Origin of the sequence: Paenibacillus sp. FSL K6-4396, assembly GCF_038002525.1 — a bacterium.
Lineage (GTDB): Bacteria > Bacillota > Bacilli > Paenibacillales > Paenibacillaceae > Paenibacillus > Paenibacillus amylolyticus_B.
The window spans coordinates 1,560,384-1,584,787 of sequence record NZ_JBBOCR010000001.1; the positions used below are offsets into that span (position 1 = coordinate 1,560,384).

23 protein-coding genes and 5 tRNA genes are annotated in these 24,404 nt (G+C 48.2%); 16 read left to right on the forward strand and 12 right to left on the reverse strand.

From position 1 onward, the window contains the following. Positions 1-47: 47 nt before the first annotated feature. Complete coding sequence (locus tag MHB85_RS06850) at positions 48-1,541, reverse strand: serine hydrolase (protein ID WP_105597704.1); 1,494 nt, start codon at positions 1,539-1,541, stop codon at positions 48-50. A gap of 248 nt (positions 1,542-1,789) precedes the next feature. Here MHB85_RS06850 and MHB85_RS06855 point away from each other — a divergent pair, with 248 nt between their 5' ends. From MHB85_RS06855 to MHB85_RS06880, 6 genes are all read left to right on the forward strand, one after another. After that, complete coding sequence (locus MHB85_RS06855) at positions 1,790-2,989, forward strand: outer membrane lipoprotein-sorting protein (protein WP_091015327.1); 1,200 nt, start codon at positions 1,790-1,792, stop codon at positions 2,987-2,989. Between the two features lie 395 nt (positions 2,990-3,384). Next, the gene (gene alr, locus MHB85_RS06860) at positions 3,385-4,572 is read left to right on the forward strand and encodes an alanine racemase (RefSeq protein WP_192133134.1); all 1,188 of its coding nucleotides are present in this window, start codon (positions 3,385-3,387) and stop codon (positions 4,570-4,572) included. 259 nt (positions 4,573-4,831) lie between these two features. Beyond that, on the forward strand, positions 4,832-5,113 hold the full coding sequence (locus tag MHB85_RS06865) for a CopG family ribbon-helix-helix protein (protein ID WP_017690037.1): 282 nt from the start codon (positions 4,832-4,834) through the stop codon (positions 5,111-5,113). Between the two features lie 3 nt (positions 5,114-5,116). Further along, positions 5,117-5,467, forward strand: coding sequence for a type II toxin-antitoxin system PemK/MazF family toxin (locus tag MHB85_RS06870; protein ID WP_024630714.1), 351 nt, complete (start codon positions 5,117-5,119; stop codon positions 5,465-5,467). A 235-nt stretch (positions 5,468-5,702) separates the two neighbouring features. After that, positions 5,703-7,892: an alpha-galactosidase gene (locus MHB85_RS06875; RefSeq protein WP_192133136.1), complete on the forward strand. Its 2,190-nt coding sequence runs from the start codon at positions 5,703-5,705 to the stop codon at positions 7,890-7,892. 541 nt (positions 7,893-8,433) lie between these two features. Next, the gene (locus MHB85_RS06880; RefSeq protein ID WP_244660969.1) at positions 8,434-10,656 is read left to right on the forward strand and encodes a Tex family protein; all 2,223 of its coding nucleotides are present in this window, start codon (positions 8,434-8,436) and stop codon (positions 10,654-10,656) included. Between the two features lie 180 nt (positions 10,657-10,836). Here the strand turns inward: MHB85_RS06880 and cmpA are convergent, their stop codons facing one another. Then, on the reverse strand, positions 10,837-10,980 hold the full coding sequence (gene cmpA, locus MHB85_RS06885; RefSeq protein ID WP_017690033.1) for a cortex morphogenetic protein CmpA: 144 nt from the start codon (positions 10,978-10,980) through the stop codon (positions 10,837-10,839). Between the two features lie 183 nt (positions 10,981-11,163). Next, on the reverse strand, positions 11,164-11,520 hold the full coding sequence (locus tag MHB85_RS06890; protein WP_105597708.1) for a hydrolase/acyltransferase: 357 nt from the start codon (positions 11,518-11,520) through the stop codon (positions 11,164-11,166). Positions 11,521-11,639: 119 nt separating this feature from the next. Between MHB85_RS06890 and MHB85_RS06895 the strand changes: the two genes are divergently transcribed. From MHB85_RS06895 to MHB85_RS06905, 3 genes are all read left to right on the forward strand, one after another. Then, positions 11,640-12,101 (forward strand): SprT family protein, encoded by a 462-nt coding sequence (locus tag MHB85_RS06895; protein ID WP_036669054.1) that lies wholly within the window; start codon positions 11,640-11,642, stop codon positions 12,099-12,101. Between the two features lie 93 nt (positions 12,102-12,194). After that, positions 12,195-12,270, forward strand: a tRNA-Asn gene (locus tag MHB85_RS06900). A gap of 6 nt (positions 12,271-12,276) precedes the next feature. Then, a tRNA-Ser gene (locus MHB85_RS06905) sits at positions 12,277-12,365 on the forward strand. Positions 12,366-12,586: 221 nt separating this feature from the next. Here MHB85_RS06905 and MHB85_RS06910 read toward each other — a convergent pair. Continuing rightward, positions 12,587-13,285, reverse strand: a complete 699-nt coding sequence (locus MHB85_RS06910; protein ID WP_091015322.1) for an ArsR/SmtB family transcription factor — start codon at positions 13,283-13,285, stop codon at positions 12,587-12,589. Between the two features lie 106 nt (positions 13,286-13,391). Here MHB85_RS06910 and MHB85_RS06915 point away from each other — a divergent pair, with 106 nt between their 5' ends. Further along, entirely contained in the window at positions 13,392-14,051 is a 660-nt protein-coding gene (locus MHB85_RS06915) for a flavin reductase family protein (protein WP_105597709.1), read from the forward strand. A gap of 93 nt (positions 14,052-14,144) precedes the next feature. After that, positions 14,145-14,816, forward strand: a complete 672-nt coding sequence (locus MHB85_RS06920) for an MgtC/SapB family protein (RefSeq protein ID WP_091015318.1) — start codon at positions 14,145-14,147, stop codon at positions 14,814-14,816. Positions 14,817-14,880: 64 nt separating this feature from the next. On the opposite strand, the gene MHB85_RS06925 is transcribed toward MHB85_RS06920, so the two are convergent. Continuing rightward, the gene (locus MHB85_RS06925; protein ID WP_036610865.1) at positions 14,881-15,777 is read right to left on the reverse strand and encodes a Cof-type HAD-IIB family hydrolase; all 897 of its coding nucleotides are present in this window, start codon (positions 15,775-15,777) and stop codon (positions 14,881-14,883) included. Positions 15,778-15,781: 4 nt separating this feature from the next. Next, a complete protein-coding gene (locus MHB85_RS06930; RefSeq protein WP_105597710.1) occupies positions 15,782-16,558 on the reverse strand; it encodes a DeoR/GlpR family DNA-binding transcription regulator in 777 nt (258 codons plus the stop codon). 307 nt (positions 16,559-16,865) lie between these two features. Between MHB85_RS06930 and MHB85_RS06935 the strand changes: the two genes are divergently transcribed. The 4 genes from MHB85_RS06935 (at position 16,866) to MHB85_RS06950 (ending at position 17,814) form a co-directional block, all read left to right on the forward strand. Then, positions 16,866-16,937: transfer RNA gene (locus MHB85_RS06935), tRNA-Glu, on the forward strand. 106 nt (positions 16,938-17,043) lie between these two features. Continuing rightward, positions 17,044-17,119: transfer RNA gene (locus MHB85_RS06940), tRNA-Lys, on the forward strand. A gap of 17 nt (positions 17,120-17,136) precedes the next feature. Then, positions 17,137-17,219: transfer RNA gene (locus tag MHB85_RS06945), tRNA-Leu, on the forward strand. A 169-nt stretch (positions 17,220-17,388) separates the two neighbouring features. Beyond that, entirely contained in the window at positions 17,389-17,814 is a 426-nt protein-coding gene (locus MHB85_RS06950) for a helix-turn-helix domain-containing protein (RefSeq protein ID WP_036610863.1), read from the forward strand. Between the two features lie 112 nt (positions 17,815-17,926). On the opposite strand, the gene MHB85_RS06955 is transcribed toward MHB85_RS06950, so the two are convergent. Genes MHB85_RS06955 through MHB85_RS06980 form a run of 6 tightly spaced genes read right to left on the reverse strand, consistent with a single transcriptional unit; the run spans position 17,927 to position 22,710 of the window. Further along, positions 17,927-18,829, reverse strand: coding sequence for an urease accessory protein UreD (locus MHB85_RS06955; RefSeq protein WP_192133139.1), 903 nt, complete (start codon positions 18,827-18,829; stop codon positions 17,927-17,929). Beyond that, the gene (ureG, locus tag MHB85_RS06960; RefSeq protein ID WP_017690021.1) at positions 18,804-19,523 is read right to left on the reverse strand and encodes an urease accessory protein UreG; all 720 of its coding nucleotides are present in this window, start codon (positions 19,521-19,523) and stop codon (positions 18,804-18,806) included. Before ureG ends, MHB85_RS06955 begins: the two co-directional genes overlap by 26 nt. 33 nt (positions 19,524-19,556) lie before the next feature. Further along, complete coding sequence (locus MHB85_RS06965; protein ID WP_192133141.1) at positions 19,557-20,249, reverse strand: urease accessory protein UreF; 693 nt, start codon at positions 20,247-20,249, stop codon at positions 19,557-19,559. 36 nt (positions 20,250-20,285) lie between these two features. Continuing rightward, positions 20,286-22,004 carry an urease subunit alpha gene (ureC, locus tag MHB85_RS06970; RefSeq protein ID WP_192133143.1) on the reverse strand — a complete coding sequence of 573 codons (1,719 nt, stop codon included), beginning with the start codon at positions 22,002-22,004 and terminating at the stop codon, positions 20,286-20,288. Further along, a complete protein-coding gene (locus tag MHB85_RS06975; RefSeq protein ID WP_149846382.1) occupies positions 22,001-22,390 on the reverse strand; it encodes an urease subunit beta in 390 nt (129 codons plus the stop codon). Before MHB85_RS06975 ends, ureC begins: the two co-directional genes overlap by 4 nt. 17 nt (positions 22,391-22,407) lie before the next feature. After that, complete coding sequence (locus tag MHB85_RS06980) at positions 22,408-22,710, reverse strand: urease subunit gamma (RefSeq protein WP_076209470.1); 303 nt, start codon at positions 22,708-22,710, stop codon at positions 22,408-22,410. 261 nt (positions 22,711-22,971) lie between these two features. On the opposite strand from MHB85_RS06980, the gene urtA reads away from it, so the two are divergent. Further along, the gene (gene urtA / locus MHB85_RS06985) at positions 22,972-24,222 is read left to right on the forward strand and encodes an urea ABC transporter substrate-binding protein (RefSeq protein WP_192133145.1); all 1,251 of its coding nucleotides are present in this window, start codon (positions 22,972-22,974) and stop codon (positions 24,220-24,222) included. The last annotated feature ends 182 nt before the right edge of the window (positions 24,223-24,404 follow it).

Consider the following 24,404-nt stretch of genomic DNA (forward strand, 5'->3'; position numbering starts at 1 on the left):
ATGGATACCACAACGGAATGAATCAGGTGTTCACCAGTTCTGATCGTTTACGAAACCCTGATGAATTCAATAGGTTTTGTACTTGGCTCAAGCAACAAAGGAATGGAGATGGATTGAGCAACTTCTGAAGATTCATTGAGGGTAAACGTATACGTGATCTTCAGACCGAATAACACAAATTCGACGGAGAACGTATCTTTCCCGGTGTATTCCATGGGCATTTCAATGGCATTAAAGGTTGCTTGCAACCCGTCCGTTGTCTCCTGAATAGACATCTCGCCATAACCAGGATGTGTGTAAATACCCGCATAAGCGGTGTAAGGACGATCACAAGGTGTAATGTGAGGTTCTTCAACTTTTTCCTCAACGGCAGAGTCTGGCTGAATAGGTACTTCCAGAGGATTCTCCGGATTAGCCTCCGTTTCTGCTGGTTCTTTCCCCATTAATTTGCTCAATTTGGAACTCCAATTGACGGGCTCAAGTCCAAGCAGTCGGTCCATGATATGAAAAGCAACCGTATACGGAATTATACTTCCGTTGGTATTGCTCAGAACCACGATTCCAATCTGCTCTTCTGGCAAAAAAGCAACTTGTGATGCAAAGCCATCAATAGCCCCACCATGATGAATCATGGCATGTCCACGATAAGGCTCAATCATCCAACCCAGACCATATGTACTCACAGGCAGTTCTTGGCTTATGAACGGCGAATCACTGGGCATCTGAGGACTATGCATAATCTTCATCTGTTCCTTAGATATCAAGGACGTTCCTTCCCATTGACCTTGATGCAACTGGAATTGAAGCCATGCAATCATATCGGCTAGATTGCTGTTAATGGAACCAGCAGGTCCTACGGCATCAATGGCTCGAAAAGGTATTCTCGTATTCTGACCATCCTTCTCCATATAAGGGTACGCATAGTCAGGCTGAAGTTGCATTTTTTCAACAGAGAACAGACTTGAGTTCATACCCAGCGGATTAAATAGGGTCATCTGAACCATCTGCTCCCACGAAGTTTCATTGAGCTGTCCAACCAGATAACCTGCCGTCATGTACATCAGGTTCTGATACTGCCATTTGTTTCGGAAATCTTGATTTGGCTCCAGATACTGTAATGCACGCACAAGTTCTTCTCTTGTACGTGGGGAGTTGTACCATACCAACTCATGTCGTGGAAGACCCGAACGATGACACAGCATGTCGCGAATAGTTATACGTTCTGTTGCGATCGGATCGAACATCTGAAAATCTTTCATATACGACTTCACAGGGGTATCCCAGTCGAGTATTCCCTGATCCACAAGCAGAGCAGCGGTTGCTGCGGTAAAGGCTTTGGTACTTGAACCGATGGCAAACAACGTATTAGGGGTAACTTCAAGTTTGGACTCCAGGTCACGATAACCGTAGCCTTTTTGCCAGACGACTTCATCCTTATGGACCACAGCCACCGCTGTGCCGACACCATTCCAAAATTGAAGCTGCTCGTCGATGAATTCATCCAGTCTTTCCAGAGATGTGCTAAGCTTTGTTGTCGTCATGCTTTTCCCTCCCAATATTCAATAAAACGAATAATCTCCTACAATTCACTATGCCTTTTCTGGATAAAGTTAACATCCTCCCCGAGACTGATTTTGCGTAGCAATGCCGTATTAACGGACTTCACCGATTGCTTGTCAAACTAGTCCGCATATATCGAACAAGTCCCTCATAACATGTACTAATCAAGTAGGGGTTCTGCTGCAAGCACAATCCTGAAGTGAAAACATGTGCTAAAGGGGATGATGTCATGCGCCGAATATCATGGATGCTTGCCATGGTATTGGTCTTATCGGCCTTACTTGCCGCCTGCGGGAAGAAGGATGCGGCAGCTGTGGTCAAAGATCTGAACGAAGTCGTAGGAGAGATGGAAAGTTACCAGGGGGCAGGCGTGATGACGCTGCATACCGGAGATACGCCGCAGCAGTACAAGGTCGAGGTATGGCATCAGAAGCCTTCCTATTATCGTATTGCGTTAACAAATGCCAAAAAGGATGTAACACAGATTGTCCTGCGTAACGATGAAGGCGTGTTTGTTTTGACACCGAGCCAGAACAAAAGCTTCCGTTTTCAGAGCAATTGGCCGGATAATCAAGGTCAGGTGTATCTCTATGAAACTTTGATTCGGAGCATTACGGGAGATACAACCCGTCAGTTTGCGGATGAGAAGGAGAGCTATGTATTTGATGTAGCTGCCAATTATAATACACATGCACTCGTCAGACAGAAGATCTGGCTGAACAAATCGGATTACGCACCTAAACAGGTTGAGGTATCCGACTCCAATGCCAATGTTGTGGTCGATGTGAAATTTGACTCCTTCAAATTCGGAACTGAATTTGAGAAAGATGCCTTTGACATGCAACGTAACATGACAGCAGCTTCAGAAGAAGGCGGCAAAACAGGAACGGACTCTGGTGTGACTCCTGTGGAGCAAGCGGGCAATGAGGGCGGTAAAGAACCTGCCAATCCTCAGACTGCGCCTGAACCTGATGGAGCTGTCACTGATGGACAGACAGGTGTAGGTAGTGACGCAGAGCAGCAAGGGGCAGAAGGAGCTGCGACAGGTCAGGAAGGCGAAGAGCCAACAATTGCAGAACCGGAAGGTCCAGACAGCTTTGGCGTAATTCAGCCGACTTATGCGCCGGAAGGCGTGCAGCTTAAGGATGATCAGATTCTGGAAGAGGCAGGAGACTACTCGGTTATGCTTCGTTATGAAGGAACCTATAATTACACGATCTTCGAAGCCAGACCGCAGGATCGAGCTGTATCGCTTGCTCCATCCAGTGTAGTGGATCTTGGATTCACACTGGGGATGATCAGCGGAGATGCGTTGCAGACACTGACATGGATGACTGATGGCATAGAATATCGGATCACCAGTGCCGACCTGCCTCAGAACGAAATGGTACGCATTGCAACATCGATGCAGGAAGAGTCAGGCAAATGATTTTTGAACAAATGAACGAATAGTAGCATAAACATAAGGAATGCTAAGAAGCATCGGAGACCCGTTCTCCGGTGCTTTGCTTTGATGTAAGACAGGTATTCATCTGGCGCCGTTTTTCTTACTCGATACACCCAATAATGCAAAATGCGCTTCTACGCAGAGGGAACCGGGTAAATAATCGATATAAGCAGATTTTGCTGGGGTGGGAAAGTGGAATTTTGCCCTGCCAATCTCGCTTATTGGTCTTCTTCTGTGTTCGCATTTGTTCCTCAAACGGCGCACCTTACATCTGTTTTTGAATGCGAAACTTCGGTTCATTTGACAGTCACATGCTGGAGCATTACGATGGAGTCTGACGTGAGCCGGATTAAGATGATTAGAGAAGGTGACTTAACGTGCAAGGACAATATCGGCCGACCCAAGCGGAGATCAATTTGGATCATTTGTGTACTAACGTAGAAGCTTTCCGCGAGGCATTGCCTCAGGGCATGAAATTCCTCGCCTGTGTGAAGGCCAATGCCTATGGACACGGAGCGGTGGAGACGGCTAGGGAACTGGAACGAGTGGGTGTGGATTACTTAAGTGTGGCTTTTCTTGACGAAGCTCTGGAACTGCGACAACATGGGATTACGATTCCAATCCTGGTACTGGGTTATACGCCGCCTGAAGGGATCGCTGTTGCATGGCAACATGATGTGACCGTCACACTGTTCAGCAGGGAAGTGCTTGAAGCCATTCGACATCTGGATGCGAGTACATTCGCTAACAAACTGAAGGTTCATATTAAAATCGACAGCGGCATGGGCCGATTAGGTCTGTTGCCTGGCGATGAGGCATTGGCTTTCATTGAGGAAGTAGCTTCGCTCAATCAGGTGATGCTGGAAGGCATGTTTACCCATTTTGCCAGAGCAGATGAAGAAGACAAAACCTATACACTGGAGCAGTATAGACGGTTCCAAAGCGTGGTTCATGCGCTCAGGGATCAGGGATGTTCCATCCCGATTATACATACGGCGAACAGCGCCGCTGCCATTGATACACCGGAATTGTCCTATGACATGGTTCGTGTGGGAATAAGCCTGTACGGACTGTATCCTTCGGCTGAAGTGAATCATCAGGTGGTGAAGCTGTCCCCGGTATTGACGCTGAAGACAAAAGCGGTTCTGGTCAAAACACTGCCACCCCATTGGGGGATCAGTTACGGAACCCGTTATTTTACGCAAGGTTACGAACGAATAGCGACCCTGCCGATCGGATATGCAGACGGATTCTCCAGAATGCTGACAGGTAAAGCACAAGTGCTTGTACGCGGCCGCCGCGTCCCTGTCGTCGGTACAATCTGCATGGATCAGTGTATGGTGTCGTTACAATCTTTCGCGGAAGAGGCGGAAGAAATTCAAGTCGGCGAAGAGGTTGTCCTCATCGGTCATCAGTCTGGTGGCGTTATAACCGCAGACGAGGTGGCATCCCAGCTCGGTACGATTGCTTATGAAGTGATCTGCATGATGGCGCACCGCATTCCACGGGTATATACCCGCGGGGGAGCAGTAGTCGCCAGAATCAATCCACTTTTGACATCCTGACAGCTAACTGGACGTCATTACCAATAAACTTTTTTTCAGAACAGAAGGAAAACTGTCGGAGCATCTCGAATGTTGTATGACAGTAAGGATTTAATTCCTGAATTGAGATGTTTGGTCTGTACGAATATTGTTCCCCGTGTTTATAATGGAGTACAGCATACTTGATATACTCGGGGCATATATATTCCTTTGTATAAAAGTTCTGGAAAAACGTAATACTGGTTCACAATGGCGAAAGGTTTGTGGGGGTGGAAGAAAGGTGGCCAACTTGCAGAACACCAAGCGGATCATGATCAGTTTACCTGATTATCTTTTGCAGGAAGTGGATGGCATCGTAGCGCTGGAGAATTCCAACCGCAGCGAATTGATTAGGCAGGCTATGAAGCTGTATTTAACGGAGCGTAAGAAACGTTACATCCGTGAAACGATGCAGCGAGGGTACATGGAGATGGCAAAAATTAATCTGACCATGGCATCCGAAGCCTTTCATGCGGAGGAAGATGCGGACAGCACTCTGGACCGCTTAGTTAGCGGGGTGTAGACATTGATCGTAAAACGTGGTGACGTTTTTTTTGCGGATCTTTCTCCCGTTGTCGGTTCCGAGCAAGGTGGAGTCAGGCCGGTTCTGGTGATCCAGAATGATATCGGCAACCGGTTCAGTCCAACTTGTATTGTGGCGGCTATCACCGCCCAAATCCAGAAGGCAAAGCTGCCAACGCATGTGGAAATTGATGCGGCGGCACACGGCTTTGACCGGGACTCGGTTATTTTGCTCGAACAAATACGGACGATTGATAAACAGAGGCTGACTGACAAGATTACCCATCTGGACGAGGAGACCATGAAATTGGTCAACGAAGCCTTACAGATCAGTCTTGGTTTAATCGATTTTTAAGGCAGTAACCAGCGTCTTGTACGCTGCACTGCCGTCCGTTGGCAATGGATGTTCCTGTAAGGGAACACACTGAATTCAGACTGTAACCAAAAGAGCGTATGACATCCTTCGGGCTGTTATGCGCTCTTTTGATTAAAGCTTGATGAAAGCGTAGAACATTGGCGATCTTTTCGCTATAATGAAACCTGAGAAACCGTTTACCCGAAAGACCTATATATAGAGGTGGAGGAGACATATGAGCATTTACATCAATCAGGAGAAACTTCAATTTCATTTACAGACCCGTGAGGCCAGTTACGTATTTCAGGTACTGCCTTCAGGATATTTGGTGCATTTGTATTATGGCAAAAAATTACGCGACACCGATCTGAGCTGGTTGCATGTACGGACAGAACGAGCGTCCTTTAGCCCTAACCCGGTGCCAGAGGATCGTACGATCTCCTTCGATACGTTGCCAGTGGAATTGCCAGTGTATGGCACGAGTGATTTCCGTAACCCTGCAATCCAATTGGAACTTGAGAATGGCTCAACGGTTTCGGAGTTTACGTATACAGGTCATCGATTGGTCAAAGGAAAGACAGCGCTTACCGGACTGCCAGCAACATACGTTGAATCCGATGACGAGGCAGAGACGCTGGTTATTGAACTGGAAGACCGCGTTGCAGGCATCAAGATCGAACTTTCTTATACAGCCTTTACGGCATTTAATGCGATTACACGCTCGATGCGTATCGTGAATGAGAGCGCTACCGCTGTGAATGTGGTGCGTGCGCTCAGTTCTTCTGTTGATTTCCCGCATGCGGATTATGAATTGTTGCAATTGTCAGGAGCTTGGACACGGGAACGTGATATCGTGCGCAGACCGCTTGCGTCAGGCCTGCAAGGCATCGAGAGTCGTCGCGGTTCAAGCAGTCACCAGCAAAATCCATTTATTGCGCTGATGACACCAGGTACGGACGAAGATCAGGGTGAAGTCTACGGATTCAGTCTCGTCTACAGCGGCAGCTTCACCGCACAGGCTGAAGTGGATCAGTTCCACACCACCCGTGTATCGCTTGGGATCAACCCGTTCGAGTTCAGCTGGAAGCTGGAGCCACAGGAAGCTTTCCAAACACCGGAGACCGTTATGGTGTATTCGGCTGCAGGGTTGGACGGCATGTCACAGTCCTACCACGAATTGTATCGGGAGCGTCTCGCACGTGGCAAATTCCGTAATGCGGAGCGTCCGGTATTGGTCAATAACTGGGAAGCGACTTACTTTGGTTTTGATGCGGACAAGATTGAACAGATTGCTCGCGCTGGACAGAAGCTGGGTATTGAACTGTTTGTCTTGGATGATGGCTGGTTTGGACACCGGGACAGTGACAACTCCTCGCTGGGTGACTGGATTGTAGATAAAAACAAATTGCCCCAGGGACTGGATGATCTGGCTAACCGGGTAACAGGTCTGGACATGCAGTTCGGACTGTGGTTTGAGCCTGAGATGATCTCACCGGACAGTGAGCTGTACCGTGCGCACCCGGACTGGTGTCTGCATGTGCCTGATCGTCGCCGGACAGAGGGACGTCAACAACTGGTACTCGACTTCTCTCGTCAGGATGTACGTGATGAGATTGTACGCATGTTAACAGACGTACTTGGTTCTGCACCAATCACTTATGTGAAATGGGACATGAACCGGAATATGACGGAAGTGGGTTCAGCGTTGCTTCCGGCAGACAGACAGCGTGAGACCGCGCATCGTTACATGTTGGGGTTGTATGACGTCATGGAACGAATCACTTCGGCGTTCCCGAACATTCTGTTCGAGAGTTGTTCCGGTGGTGGTGGCCGCTTCGATCCAGGTATGCTGTATTACATGCCACAGACGTGGACAAGTGATAACACCGATGCGATCTCCCGCCTGCGGATTCAATACGGTACGAGTCTTGTGTACCCGGTAAGTTCGATGGGGTCGCATATCTCAGCGGTACCGAATCATCAGGTCAACCGGATCACTTCTCTAGAGATTCGGGGGCATGTGGCGATGTCGGGCAACTTCGGGTATGAGCTGGACCTGACAAAATTCACGGAGGAAGAGAATGACATCGTGAAAGCCCAGGTTGAGCTGTACAAGGAGATCCGTGGAACGGTTCAATATGGAACATTCCGTCGCTTGCTCAGCCCGTTTGAAGGCAATGAGACAGCTTGGATGTTTATTGCACCAGACGGAAGCGAAGCTGTTGTATTCTACTTCCGTGTGCTCTCAGAGCCTAATGCGCCACTTCAGCGCCTGAAGCTGAAAGGATTGGACCCGAATGCGGATTACCGTCTGAAAGGCGGATCAGAGACCTTTACCGGCGATGCTCTCATGTATGGCGGTATTTCGGTAGGCAGCACATCAGGAGACTATCTGAGCGAGATGTTCCGGTTCGAGCGCGTCTAGATAAGTGAACTACATTTTATTTACACGGATACTACGATGACTGAACAACCTTCCAATCGCTGCTGTTATCCCCAGATTTTTTGATTCCCTTTTCTCAAAGGGAAAATCCGGGATAGCGTATGCTTCCGATGTAGCTTTCTTTCAGAAAGCTTTTAGGCGAGTGTATGCTTTCGAAGTAGCTTTCTTACAGAAAGCTTTTAGCTTCGCTTTTTCAGGTTTTTTCTGTCCTCTCCGTTATCGTGTAAATGAGCAGTTTCACTTATTAGATTGCTATTTTATTTAGAGTTTAAAAAAAGGAAAGACCGAGGAGCGTCGTGATGACGATTTTCGGTCTTTTTTTGACGTAATGGGGAAGGCTGGAGGATGACATCATTCTGTCAGAACTTGTATGCTTGCGGATTGATGGAAATCTGGACGTGATTCTGTGATAATATAGGGTAGAGTGGAAGAAACAAATGGTTCAACTATACTGTAATTACAGCAGCAAAGCTGCCCTGAAATGATTGTAACGAACGATTCAGGAAGGAAAGAGGGATTTATTTTGTCTGAACAGGAAACGGTTCTGGAACCCAATGAAGAAACAATAAAGGCAGAACGCCATGAACGAATCATCAAACAGGTAGCCAAGGAACTGTCACTGTCCTTGAAGCAGGTCCGTACAACGTCGGAGCTTCTGGACGAAGGCAATACGATTCCATTTATCGCCCGCTACCGTAAAGAAATGACTGGAGAGCTGGATGAGAACCAGCTGCGATCGATTGAAGAACGCATTGTTTATCTGCGCAATCTTGAGGATCGCAAATTGGAAGTCATCCGTATTATAGAGGAACAGGGCAAGCTGACCGGAGAACTGAAGCAATCCATAACCCAAGCGGTGAAGCTGCAGGAAGTGGAAGACTTGTATCGTCCGTTCCGTCAGAAGCGGAAAACGCGTGCGAGCGTGGCCAAGGAAAAAGGTCTTGAGCCCCTTGCTGTATGGATCTGGGGGCAACCGAAACAAGGCGATGCACTCCAGGAAGCGGCGAAATATATCAATGCTGAACTGGGTGTAGAAGATGCGGAGTCGGCGCTTCAGGGAGCCAAAGACATTCTCGCTGAGAATATCGCAGACGATGCTGCCATTCGTGCATGGATTCGTCGGTATACCTTGGATCACGGGATGTTGACTTCAGAAGCGAAGGATGCTCAAGAGGAGTCCGTGTACGAAAATTATTATGATTACCGCGAACTAGCCAAAAAGATGCCTCCACACCGGATTCTCGCGATTAATCGCGGGGAACGTGAGAGTATTCTCAAAGTTGGCCTGGACGTGCAGGCAGAACCGGCCCATCGTCATATGGAAGGACAGATCATTCGTGGTGCTTCTGCCGTACAGGATATCCTGCGTGATGTGATTGAAGATGCATACAAGCGGCTTATTGCGCCTTCCATCGAGCGCGAAGTTCGTGGAGAACTCACGGAAAAAGGTGAAAATCAGGCCATATCGGTATTCTCGGCCAATCTGCGTAATCTGTTGCTTCAACCGCCGATTCATGGCAAACGTGTGCTGGGTGTCGATCCGGCCTATCGTACCGGTTGTAAACTGGCTGTAGTAGATGATACGGGCAAATTGCTGGAAGTGGCTGTGACCTATCCAACGCCACCACACAACAAGAAACGTGAAGCTGCGGAAGTATTCCATCGGATGATCAAGCAATATGATATCGGACTGATCGTCATTGGTAATGGTACCGGATCACGTGAGACGGAGCAGTTTGTTGCCGAGATCATTCAGGAGAACGGTGATGAAAGTCTTGTGTATCTGATTGTTAACGAAGCAGGGGCGAGTGTGTATTCTGCATCCAAGCTGGCCCAGGAAGAGTTCCCGGATCTGGATGTTGCGGAGCGCAGTGCAGCTTCCATTGCTCGCCGGGTACAAGACCCGCTGGCGGAGTTGGTTAAGATTGATCCAAAAGCCATTGGTGTGGGTCAATATCAGCATGACGTTTCCCAGAAGGTTCTGGAAGAAAGCCTGAAGGCTGTTGTCGAATCCGCAGTTAACCATGTGGGTGTGGACGTAAATACGGCATCACCTTCGTTGCTGTCATATGTTGCCGGAGTTAACGCTACGATTGCCAAAAACATCGTGAAATACCGTGAAGAAAATGGTCGGTTTACGAACCGCCGTCAGCTTCAGAAGGTGCCACGTCTGGGTGCCAAAACCTATGAACAGTGCGTAGGCTTCATGCGTATTGGTGAGGGCGAGAACCCGCTGGACCGTACACCGATTCACCCTGAGTCTTACAAGGTAGTGGATCAGCTGTTCAAGGAGCTTCAGGTTGCACTGGACAAGCTGGGCAGCAAGGAACTGTCGGTATTACTGTCAGAGCAACAGCCAGAACAATTGGCTGTGAAACTGGACGTAGGTGTGCCTACATTGCGTGACATTCTGGACAGCTTGCAGCGTCCGGGGCGTGACCCGCGTGAAGAAATGCCGTTGCCAATCTTCCGTACAGATGTATTAAAAATTGAGGATCTGGTGGAAGGCATGGAGCTGCAAGGTACGGTTCGGAACGTTATTGATTTCGGTGCTTTTGTTGATATTGGGATCAAGAGTGATGGGCTTGTCCATATTTCACAGCTCAGCAACGGGTATGTTAAACATCCGATGGATGTTGTATCTGTCGGGGATAATGTAACGGTCTGGGTTATGAATGTGGATACCAAAAAAGGCCGTGTCGGCCTGACGATGAAGAAGCCTGCTTCTGCGCAACAGTCTTCTTAAATAGTAGGATTGGAGAACAGCCTTCCCTAACCAGGAAGGCTGTTTGTTGTCGACAGTAATAGTCCCGTTATCCGTTCTAATTCCTCTAGTAAGTACGGTGGGCAATATGTGCATTTTCTTAAAGTACGTGTTCAAAAAGCCTTCCTTCGTAATCCAATGCAGACTTTTATGAACAACCTCTTAAAGTTCGTTCTCCGCGCTGCGTGGTGTGCCATTTGCTGGTTTGTTACGATAAAAGAACCAGCATTCGTTCAGCAACTTGATTTGCCGGCTATCCTTTTTGTGAAATGCACGCATCAGTTGATTGCAAAGCCATTGAGGCAAGGGTATCTCCTCCTCTTGCATAATTCATCTGTACGTTAGCATATGTGGCAATAGCCTGGACTGTGCGGGATAAGTGGAGGCCTCCGGCAAATCAATGTCTCGTTGACTCAAAAAAAGCACAAATCCCAATTCAGGGAGATGTGCTTTTCGTTCTCATCATTATAAAATGATAACTGCGGTGAATTAGAGAGCTTCCATCTCTTCTTCATACCATTGTTCCAATTGGGCCTGAAGAGCCCGGATTTCGGTAAGCAGAGAAATCAAGGGATAATGGCTTTCACGTAGTGCTGCAAAAGATTCTTCAAGCGCATTGATATAATCAAGGCCGCCGATGATAGTAAGATTTTCGTTTAGGAGATCGAGGCTGTCACATTCGGCGATCGCCCAAGGCAGGACAGGGACATCTGCTGCCGTGAGTTTATCAATTTCCTTGTGCAGGCGCAGATTGAGCGCACTGAGTTGATAGGCGTAATCTGCCGGCATTTCCACAAACTGCAAGTGTTGTTCCTGCTGCAGGATGACATAGCGCATTGTAGGCATAACGAGTAATAATCTCCCCTCATACATTCTACTTGACAGTGTAGCCTACGAAACGGTTAAAATTCAAGTATTATGCCGGAAAAACAAATGCTCCGAGGGGGTGCAAGGAGAAGATACCGATGGAAAATGAGGAATTGCAACAATGGATTGAACAGGTATCACTGGATCATTTCGGAGTACCGTTCACCCATGAAGCGTTGTTTAACAGTCGCCTGACCACGACGGGTGGGCGTTATATGCTCAAAAGTCACCGGATTGAAATCAATCCGCATCAACTCGAAGCCTATGGGCGAGATGAGGTTGAGAAAATCATCAAGCATGAGCTGTGTCACTATCATCTGCATATTCGTGGGCGCGGTTATCAGCATCGTGATCCGGAATTCAAGGCTTTATTACAGAAGGTAGGTGGTTCGCGTTACTGCCAATCACTTCCTGACGGCAAAGGCAGAAAGCCGCTGCCCTATCGTTATAAGCTGGTGTGTAAGAGCTGTGGTACGGAATATTTGCGCAAGCGGAAAATAGATCCGAAGCGTTACCGTTGTGGTCGTTGCGCGGGAAAACTGGGGCTTCAGAATATCTGATGTGAGTATCGTTCAATGTATTAAAGAAAGTGATGGAAGGCATGTTGACTTGGATTATTAATCATGATAGATTAATCTTATTCAAGTTAATTTTCCCTGATAGCTCAGTTGGTAGAGCACTCGACTGTTAATCGAGTTGTCACAGGTTCGAGCCCTGTTCGGGGAGCCATTTCTTGGAGAGATACCCAAGTGGCTATAAGGGGACCCTCTGCTAAGGGGTTAGACTGCGTAAGCGGTGCGAGGGTTCGAATCCCTCTCTCTCCGTTCTGAATTAAACTTCTCTGCAAAGGGATGAGAACCCTAAAGGTTCGTCGGAGCAAAAGCTTCGTTAGCAATACTCCGCAGTCTCGAACGAAGTGAGAGTAACCCTCTCTCTCCGTTCCGATTGACAAAAAATCCTCTTCACATTAGATCGGTTAACGGTCAGTGTGAAGGGGATTTTTTGCGTTTACTGATCTTTGGTTATCCCTCGTGTACACTTCTGCTTAAAGTGAAATGTTCAACACCTCGTATAAACCTTTCTTGCCTGCTTCCGTTACTTCGACAGAGCGACTTCCTGTTTTTTGACGAATCCAGTCCAGTTCCGATAATCGATGTCTGAGTTGTTCCCCAAGCATGCCTGAGAGATGATGACGGCGTTCGCTCCAATCCAGACATTTGCGAGCGATGGCACGGCGTGATCCTGGCTTCATCTGAAGTTTAATTCCAAACGTAGTGAACCACTGTATTCCTTTCTCTGTAACTTGATAATCCTTGCTGTGTGCCTCTTCGGGCTCTGAAAGATACCCCTTCTGTATTAAGGCTTCACAGAGCGAGATTCCCAATTTCCCGGCCAGATGACCATAACAGGTCCGTGCATGACTCAGTTGTTGAAGCTGATTGGATTGTTTGAGAGAACGGATCAGTACAGGCGGGGCAATACTGGCCATCGTTTCAATCAGATTAGCAATTTCCTTGTTTGCAAGACGGTAGTATCGGTGACGGCCTTGCTGTTCAACTTCCAATAATCCTCCTTCTACGAGTTTGGCGAGATGACTGCTTGCCGTCTGGGGCGTGACGCCTGCCATATGAGCAAGCTCTCCTGCGGGCAAAGCCCGACCATCCAGTAAGGATGACAGAAAAATGGAGCGACTTGGATCAGCGATTAACGACGCAATAACAGTAATATTCGGATATACATTCATACTTCGATCATATCTGAACTATTACTGTATTACAATTCTGTTGTATCGTCCCATACGGGTCAGATGGAGCTTATAAACGAATGGATTGGAACAGGAGAGGTACAAGATGAACAAGATAATGAAAACGGACGCTGCTACTGAGCAGTTGAACAAAATTTCCGCAGTGGTACGACATGAAACGATTAATCCCAGTATTTTATATTATGGTACGCCTGTATTGCTTCTAAGTACATTAAATGAGGATGGGTCAACCAACTTGTCTCCACTGTCCTCATCTTGGGCGCTGGGGGACTGTCTCGTTCTCGGCCTAGGTACACAGGGCAAAGCCTATGAGAATCTGAGTCGACATCCGGAGTGTGTGATTAATTTACCAGATGCGACCATGTGGAGAAAGGTTGAGGCATTGGGTCGTTATACGGGAGTTAACCCGGTTCCTGAGGAGAAAAGGCAGATGGGCTATGAATACTGTCATGATAAATTCACTGTAGCTGGACTGACATCCGAATGCTCGGTTCAGGTGGTTCCAGATAAAATAGTTGAATGTCCACTCCAGATTGAAGCGGCTGTACAACACATACGTATTCCCGAACATACACCGTTCATGGCGATTGTTGAAGTGAAAGCGTTGAAGGTGCATGCGCACACAAGGCTAATCTCTGGACCGAACAAGATTAATCCGGAGGAATGGCATCCGCTGATATATAATTTCAGACATTATTTCGGATTGGGCAAGAGACAAGGGGGAAATTTCCGGGCAGAGAATTAACGTGAGTTGAGGCTTTTTATTAGTCAGGGAAAGATTGGGTAATAGTAAAGATAGACACATGTAAGCATATACATATTGAAAGGGGTGATGTGCATGGAATTGGAATATTTAATGCGTGTACTCATAGCTGGAATATGTGGTGTGTTAATCGGATATGAGCGCAAGAATCGAATGAAAGAGGCGGGAATTCGTACTCATTTTGTGGTTGCTGTCGGTGCAGCCCTGATGATGATTGTTTCGAAGTATGGATTCCAGGATCAGGCTGGCTGGGCCAATCTGTCTCTTGACCCTTCAAGGATTGCTGCACAAGTTGTTAGTGGTGTGGGGTTCATTGGAGCAGGGATGATCTTCACACAACGGCATACGGTCAGGGGATTGACCACAGCGGCTGGCATATGGGCTACGGCAGGCATGGGACTTGCTGTGGGTTCAGGTCTGTATTGGACGGGTGCAGGCGTGACACTGCTTATTGTCGTGGCACAGATGTTACTGCATAGACCCACACGCTGGCTGGTATCCGCCCGAACAGAGACTTTAACCATCCATCTGCAAAATGAAGGAGAGGCCTTGAAGACTGTTTTGGCACTGCTGGGACAGGAGAAGATCTCGGTCATCGGATTTAAGACTGAACAGCAAACAAGCACGGACTCCGTGGAAGAGACTGTGCTTGAGTTCACATTGCAACTACCGGGTTCATACCGGGGCGAGCAACTGATTATTTTGTTACAGGACGTGCCTCACGTTCGATCTGCGGAGTTAAAATGAAGCGAACCTGCATGGCTCAACAGGCGACCATGCAGGTTCAGTGCTTAATTCAGTATGGGTTCAATTACTGACCTTCTCCGACAATCGTTTCTGGACGAGATACCGGTTTACCTTCAAGCAGGCACTCGATGGCATGGGCAACACCGTGCTCCACATTGGTCAGCGTTATGGCTTTGGCTAATGCCTGGATTTCGGGTTCGCCATTACCCATGGCGATGCCGAGTCCTGCCATTTTTAACATGGAGACATCGTTGAAGTTATCACCGATCGCTACTGTATCTTCCATGGAGATGTTCAGGTGAGCCGCCAGTTTGGTGAGGGCATTACCTTTGGATACGTCCGGGTGCTGCATTTCGAAGTTGTGCTCAAAGGATACAACCATAGCGACATCGGAACGGGAAGCGAAGTATTCTCGTCCTGTCTTTACTTTGTCCGGATTCATGGAGAAGGCCATAATATTATAGATGTAGGCTTCTGCCGGAATTTCGAGGTGACTGTTTACGCGGTGGTAGTCTTTTTTGTCATAGTGTTTCTTGATGGAGCGAATCATGCGTGCAATGTCCTCACCAGGGTTTGAACCAAGAACACGTTCCATCTCGGCGAGCAAGGTCTCATGACTGCTACGCGGGGCATAGATGCCTTGTTGCGTTGAAGCCTCATAATAGACATCATGATCTTCCAGCCACTGCATGACGGAAGCTGCTGTGTCACGCTCGAGCGGAAGATGGAATAAACGTTCACCGTCTGCATCATGAATTGTCGCTCCGTTGGAGCCGATAATCGGGGTTTTGATTCCGCCTTCGCGGCTGATGGTCACAACATCGGAATAGACGCGTCCTGTTGCAATGGTAACTTTCATACCGGATTGTTGGGCCTTTTGGATAGCTGCGGCATTCTCCGGGCTAATCTGGCTATCTATGTTCAACAAAGTTCCATCTAAATCTGTGGCAAATAATTTCATATATTTACAACTCCTTATCATCTGTAGGTTCAGGAATGAGAATCTCAACCTGTTGTTCGGCTAGAAAAACAAGCCATTCTTTGGTTGGCCATTGGTCCGTAATCAATACATCCACCAATGACCAGTCGGCAAAACGATAACCATAACGTCTATCAAATTTGGATTGATCTGCAAGAACAATGACTTTCTTGGCAGCTTTCATCATTTGGTGTTTAATTTTACCTTCCTCTTCGGAAGCACTGAAGCCGTCCATGGTGATACCGCCAATTCCGATAAAGGCTTTATCTACATAATAGTGGGAGAGTGTCTCGATCACAGAGGTACCATAGACATAACGTTGTTCCTTATCCACTTTGCCACCGAGCAAACGAATCTGGACAGCCGTGTGATTGGAGAGAAGATCAGCGGAATGAATCGAATTGGTAATGACAGTACAGGATTTGCCATCTAATTTCTCGGCACAGGCCTGCACGGTCGTGGAAGAATCCAGAATAATGATCTCGCCTTGTCTTACAATAGCGGCCGCGAGTTTGCCAATGGCTCTTTTTTCCTCAGATACATCGAGTAAACGGTCTTTGTAGGATCTGAACTTTTGCGGAGGAGGGGGGAGAATTGCACCGCCACGTGTTCGGATAATGGCATCCTGTTCCTCGAGCTTGATCAGATCCCTGCGAGCAGTATCTCGTGATACATCAAACAAAGTGACAATATCATCAGCTGAGATGCGATTGTGTTTGTGAAGATGTTCAACAATGAGCTGCATTCGTTCTTCTTGAAACAAACATGTCACCTCCAAGGGTATGGATGACCGTACTTATACTGATACTTTAATTATAAGTTTTCTTAATGTGATTTGCAATGTTATAAGTGAACGTAAGTTTTTGTAAGTGTTTTGATGGATGGTTTACATTGTTCCTGTACGGGGATGACACTGGCATGAATGGGGAGGTGGCTAATAAAGGGGCTCTAAAGAGCAGTATACAATGGACAAAAAGGCTTGAAAAATAAATTTTAAAAAAAGTATTGCAAGTTCAAATTGTCCTGTGGTATACTCATTCTTGTCGCCAAGAAAGACAACTTGATATTAAGGCCCGTTGGTCAAGGGGTTAAGACACCTCCCTTTCACGGAGGTAACAGGGGTTCGAATCCCCTACGGGTCATATCTTCACCACCTCATGAGATCTACATTTTCGATGAGTAATCCTCAAAGTCATTGCTCTTATAGACAAGAATGAAGCATGGCACATCCGGTGAAGTTTACAGCAAGAGCCATTAGCTCAGTTGGTAGAGCACCTGACTTTTAATCAGGGTGTCGAAGGTTCGAGCCCTTCATGGCTCACCATTTTTACAATTGAATATGCGGTCGTGGTGGAATGGCAGACACGCTATCTTGAGGGGGTAGTGGGTGTATACCCGTGGAGGTTCGAGTCCTCTCGACCGCATCACAGCAACAATATAAGATAGACTTCTATGATCATTCATGGGAGTCTATCTTTGTGTTATACGATATACCTCATCCTGTTCCGGGCATATAAAGGCTGAGCATTCAGGAATAATGTGGTATAATTCAAGCAGATGAGTTGATTATTACGGTTGGAAGGCGGTTCTTGTATGCAGTCGATCTATGAGCGAATTGAACACCTGATTGCCGAACGAGGAATGACCAAGAAGGCTTTCTGCCAACAGCTGAAGATTAGCACAGGCAATCTGGGTGATTGGAAACGTGGCAAGTCTATTCCGAGTACGAATAAACTAATTGAGATTGCTTCGTTTTTTGATGTGAGCCTCGACTGGCTCATGATTGGACGTCCATCGAAGGAAGCGATGGTTCGGGAAAAACGGGAGGATTATTTTTTTGACGTTTTGCGGCAATTGAATTGCCAAGAAAGTGAATTATCGACTGTGGAACAGTCTTTTATCAGCGAATATATTGAGTTCACCCGTTACCGCAAATCGAAGGAAAGTAAGGATGCAGGCGACTATCGCTACAAACCTGAGAACAAATCAGAGAACGATTCTGAGGAAAACGAAGCGTAAGTGATATGAGCAGCATCCATAGACTGAATGTACAAAAACCTCTGGACTAATCCGAACACACTCGGAGACAGTTCAGAGGTTTTTTTGTATTAACGATGCATGCTTCATGCCCTTATTTGCGAAAGACAAGAGTTTCTTTACCCAGCAGATGGGGGCGGAGTGTGTTCCAGATATGAAGACACTGCTCCTGAAGCTCCCAAGCTGCCATGCCAAGGAGTCGAACGCCGATGCCTCCGGTTGCCAGCAAACTTGCACCTGCGAGCATTCGTCCATCGGGTGGCAGCACGGATCGGACTTGCTCCAACTCCGCAGTACCGAGCCCTGGGGCGATCATCCATAACGCAGCAGTATGTGTGTAGTGAAGGAGAGACGCTGATTGTTTGGGGTCATCGGTATCCGGTTCGAGTCCGAATCGATCCCAGACAGCCAGTTGCTTACCTTGCCATATCTCCGTCAAGCTGCGGTAGCGTTCGAACTGGAACGCTTCTCCCCGATGAATTCGTCCGGCAGACCAGATATCTGCATAGGCAAGAATGGCCTGTTCTTCCAGCTCGAAGGTTACAGTGAGTGAAGAAGAACTGCCCTTGAAGGGAATGACGCATTCAGGGAAGTATTCCAGCGTAGCTCCTTTTCCCAACCGAAAGTGATGATTAACGGATGAGGGAATGGAAGGTGTAGGATGAAGTCTGGTCGCTGATGTGCTGCTCAGCATGACATGCGTGCCTTCACCTAATTCCCACTCAGAATGATAATGATCCCCGTTAAGGACTCCGGGAGAGACGTCTGACGTGTACACACATAATTCGCTTCCGCCTCCGGCAGGTCGAAAGGATCGGCTAAACCGGAGAGGGGCGCTGTAATAACGATCGGTCATAACCGTCCGCTCGCCTTGAAAGGCAAAGGTGGCCCGAAGCTCGCTGCGGCGCGTGACGGGCTCACCTGTACTTTCGTTCCGATTCATCTCTGTCCCGGTGGGAACAGAAGATGAATTAATGTGAGTGAGTGCCATGTTCATGGCTGTGTGAATGCAGATGTGCAGCGGAAGCATCGTCATCCATATACTGATGTTCAAGCCAGTGGACAATCTCGGATACACCTTCACCGCTCATTAGATTAGACATGACATAAGGACGGCCTTCGCGTACCCGCTCGGTATCATTTTTCATAACTTCCAGGCTTGCTCCAACGTAAGGAGCGAGGTCGGTTTTGTTGATTAACAGCAGATCTGAACGTGTGATGCCGGGACCGCCTTTGCGAGGAAGTTTCTCCCCTTGGGCAACGTCGATAATGTAGATGAACACATCGGCCAGTTCCGGACTGAATGCAGCAGAGAGATTGTCGCCGCCGCTCTCGATGAAGATCAGTTGCAGATCCGGGAAACGTTCAATTAACTCATCAACCGCTTCAAAATTCATGGAGGCGTCCTCACGAATAGCGGTATGCGGGCATCCGCCTGTCTCTACGCCGATAATACGCTCTGGTGCCAATGCATTCTGACGCAGCAAAATCTCGGCATCTTCCTTGGTATAAATGTCATTGGTGATGACAGCAAGGCTATAACGTGTACGCAGTGCCTTGGACAGCTTCTCCACCAGGGCTGTTTTACCTGAGCCTACCGGTCCACCAATTCCAATTCGCATCGGACGACTCCGATCAAATGCCTTACGTTCCCACTCCGGATGATGCGTATGATTAGCTCCTCCACACATAACAATTCCTCCTTGGTTAGATAAAAGTTGTAGTTAAGACATAAACAGCCGCGCGGGTAAGGTCTCATGCCGCATGGCGTAGATTTCCTGGGCGATTCCGAAGCTGTGCATATCTTCCGGGTCATTTTCCCGAATGAGCGCCCATTCCGCTTCGATATCATCAAGCAGTTTCTGAATCAACATCTGCGCTTCGGTTTGTCCGATGGGCAGCAGGCGAAGTGCGCTGTTCACATAAGCGTTCACTGAGGTATACAGATGCCCGGTAACGGCTTCATCCAATTCAATCTCCAATTGATAGTTGATATAACCGTGAATGGTCGTGATGCCGCAATACGCACCGTATTCCCGGATGGCCTCATCAATCAGGGAAAAGTCCATCCATGGATAGAGTGAACGGGCCAGCTTGAGCAGTCGTTTTCCCATTTTGTGGCCGCCTTCCCTGAGTTCCCGAGGGGAGCGCTGGGCGTGGACACGTTTGTCATACAGGGCAAGTAGAACTGCATCTTGCTGTTTTATCGCCTGATAGACGCCTTTGATGGCAAGACCATCTAGTCGTACAAGACTGGAATGAAGCTGGTTGCGAATAAACTGTTCAAGCTGCGCGGTATTCCGCACGGTGCCATCATGCGTGTAAGCTTCCAGACCGAAGGAATGGGAGAAACCACCGATGGGCAGGGCCGAATCCAGCAGCTGAACATAACGGAGTAGCTTCGTGCCACTGTTCATCATGAGTGCCCCCTTATCAGCTAATCCGTATTCCTATCAAAACATAAAGTACCGCTGTGCCATAGGCAACTCGTCTGCGGGTTCACAGGTGAGAAGTTCGCCGTCGGCGCGTACCTCATAGGTTTCGGGATCGACTTCAATGACAGGGGTGACGTCGTTATGAATCATGTCTTTTTTGCTGACTGAGCGACAGCCTTTAACGGGTTCAACCCGCTTTTTCAGGCCCAATGACTCTTTGATCCCCGCATCTGCTGCGGCTTGGGAGACAAAGGTGATGGATCCGCTGGCAATGGCGCTCCCATAAGCTCCGAACATGGGTCTGCCAAATACCGGCTGAGGTGTCGGGATGGATGCATTGGGATCACCCATCTGGGCGAATGTAATCATGCCACCTTTGATGACAATCTCGGGTTTAACTCCGAAGTAGGCTGGTTTCCATACAATTAGATCGGCCAGCTTTCCAACTTCCACCGAACCGACGAGATGACCGATTCCGTGTGCAATAGCTGGATTGATGGTGTACTTGGCGACATATCGCTTGATCCGATCGTTATCGGAGGGTGAATCCGGGTTGAGTTCAAGTTTGCCGCGCTGTTTTTTCATTTTGTCGGCTGTCTGCCAGGTACGGATAATGACTTCGCCCACTCGGCCCATGGCCTGTGAATCGGAGCTGATGATGCTGAACACGCCAAGATCATGCAAAATGTCTTCGGCTGCGATGGTTTCGGGACGAATCCGCGAATCGGCAAAAGCTACATCTTCCGGGATGGAAGGGTCCAGGTGATGACACACCATCAACATATCGAGATGCTCTTCTACAGTGTTGCGTGTGTACGGTCGTGTTGGGTTGGTTGATGAGGGGATAACGTAGGACTCCCCAGCGGCCCGGATAATATCCGGTGCGTGTCCGCCACCAGCGCCTTCCGTATGGTACGTGTGGATCGTCCGGCCGTTAATCGCAGCCAGGGTGTTTTCGAGAAATCCGGTTTCGTTCAGTGTATCGGTGTGGATAGCGACTTGAACATCATGTTCCCCGGCGGCAGTCAGGCAGGCATCGATAGCGCTTGGCGTAGTGCCCCAATCTTCATGCAACTTCAGGCCGATTACCCCAGCTTCAATCTGTTCAATTAAAGGTGCGGTACTGGAACTGTTGCCTTTGCCAAGGTAACCGATGTTCATGGGAAAAGCCTCTGCCGATTCTAACATCCGGTGGATGTGCCAGGCTCCTGGTGTGCAGGTGGTGGCTTTGGTTCCTGTTGCGGGTCCTGTTCCGCCGCCGATCATGGTCGTGACCCCGGAGGATAATGCAGTCTGAATCTGCTGTGGGCAGATGAAATGAATATGGGTATCAATGCCGCCAGCGGTTACAATCATGCCTTCACCGGCGATGATTTCGGTGGAAGCACCGATGACCAGTGCGGGATGAACACCATCCATTGTATCCGGGTTACCGGATTTGCCAATGGCGCAGATGTGACCATCTCGAATGCCGATATCCGCTTTTACAATGCCCCAATGATCGATAATGATAGCGTTAGTGATGACAGTATCAGGGGTGCCGTCGCTACGCAGAGCTGTAGTAGACTGGCCCATCCCGTCGCGGATAACCTTGCCGCCCCCAAACTTGCTCTCATCTCCATATACGGCATAATCATGTTCAATCTCTGCCCATAGTTCGGTATCCGCAAGTCTTACGGCATCACCGGTTGTTGGTCCAAACATGGACGCGTATTGTTCACGGCTCATTCGTTTCATGAAGGTTCACCTCCATCTTGTATGGGAGGGGAGAACGTCTTCAGGAATGCCTCCAGTTTCACTGGATCGGGGGCTTGATCCGCAGAGCCTTCGGTTAATCCGTTGAACCCGTGAATCTGGCGTTTGCCGCCAAAGGTCGTGAGTTCAACAGGTTTCTCTTCACCGGGTTCGAAGCGAACTGCGGTGCCTGCCGGAATGTGTAGGCGATGTCCAAAAGCTGACGTGCGATCAAAGTCCAGTGCTGCATTAACTTCATAGAAGTGAACGTGAGAGCCGACTTGGACGGGGCGGTCGCCGCGGTTAAGGACAAGGAGGCGTATGGTTAAACGATCCGGATGACAGATGATGTCGTCATCTGGCTTCAAACGGTATTCACCAGGAATCATGGTTTCTCCTGCCTTTCTCAGCGTATAGGTTCATGTACGGTAACCAGTTTTGTACCGTCAGGAAATGTGGCTTCTACCTGTACTTCAGGAATCATATCGGGAACACCATCCATACAGTCTTCGCGTGTCAGGATGGTGCCTCCGTATCTCATTAATTCGGCAACACTCATTCCATCCCGTGCTCGTTCCATCAGTTCGGAGGTCAACAAGGCGATGGCTTCGGGAACATTCAACTTGAGTCCGCGTGCTCTTCGTTCACGGGCGAGGTTAGCGGCCACGGTAATCAGGAGTTTTTCCTTTTCCTGCTCAGTCCAGTGCAAGGTAATCCGACCTTTCGCTTATAATGTCTGATATGTTCATGGATCATATTGTATGTTAAATATACTCACACAGGGTGAATCCTTTGTCAATAAGCTTCAAGACATATTAGCAGTATGCATGAAACGAGTAGGCATGAAATAAAATTATGTAAGCTATATTGACATGAAGAGAGGAACCCTCCATAATTTGGATCAACGAACATTTCGGACTCAAATGACCTTAATGTTCGTCAATAGACTAAAAAAAGGGAGTGTAGGCTATTGAAGAAGAGGTCGGTCAAGTTATGGAGTATTTTGCTGGGTGCGGTCATTGTGATGACAGGATGTGTGGAGGGCACTGCGCCGCCTGAAGCTTCGGGTTCAGGTGGTACAGGAGAGCCGGCTGCATCTGGTGATACGATTAAAGTTGGCATTCTTCACTCTCTCAGCGGAACAATGGCGATCAGTGAGGTATCTGTTAAAGATGCGGAGATGCTTGCCATCGAAGAGATCAACGCCGCGGGCGGAGTTTTGGGTAAACAGATCGAGCCTGTAGTTGAGGATGGCGCTTCGGATTGGCCTACTTTTGCGGAGAAGGCTGGAAAGTTACTGCAACAGGATAAGGTCGCTGCTGTATTTGGTGGATGGACCTCTGCCAGTCGGAAGGCTATGCTCCCGGTGTTTGAACAGAATAAAGGTCTATTGTTTTACCCGGTGCAATATGAGGGATTGGAATCGTCGCCAAATATTTTTTATACAGGAGCAACAACCAATCAACAGATCGTTCCATCCGTAACCTGGTTACTGGAAAACAGGGGCAAGACGTTTTATCTGCTCGGTTCCGATTATGTATTCCCAAAAACGGCCAATCAGGTCATTAAGGCACAACTCGCAGCAGAAGGCGGCGAAGTTGTGGGTGAAGAATACACACCGCTGGGACATACCGATTACAGTACCATCATTAGCAAAATCAAGGCTGCGAAGCCGGATATTGTATACAATACGCTGAACGGAGACAGTAATGTAGCTTTCTTCAAACAATTGAAGGATGCGGGAATCTCTTCGGATCAGATGACAACCCTCTCGGTAAGTGTGGCGGAGGAAGAAATCCGTGGTATTGGCGCGGATGTACTGAAGGGACATCTGGCTTCGTGGAATTATTATCAGACAACCGATACACCTGAAAATGCTACATTTGTTGCCAAGTATAAAGAAAAATACGGTGCTGATCGAGTGACAGCTGATCCGATTGAAGCGGGATATGTGGCGGTTTATCTCTGGAAGGCGGCAGTGGAAAAAGCAGGATCAACCGACGTAGAGAAGGTGAAGGCAGCTGCCAAGGGTCTGGAATTTGATGCCCCGGAAGGTAAGGTAACCGTGGATGGAGAGAATCAGCATATCTACAAAACCGTACGGATCGGTGAGGTGCAGGAAGATGGGCAGTTCAAGGAATTGTGGAATTCTGGTGAGCCTGTCAAGCCGGACCCTTATCTGAAAACATATGAATGGGGAGTTTCCCTCAGCGCTAAATAACATAGAAACCTCGCAATAAACACAGGTAACTCGCTTCAAAGCAGCCGATTCATAGACGAGGGTGTGACAACACACCCTTTTACCGTATTGCGGTAAAGCGTTACTGTAATATAAAATGTGAGGCTGGTGCGAATTGAAGTCATGTGAAATATCGAGATTCACGGTATGGAGGAGGGGATAGC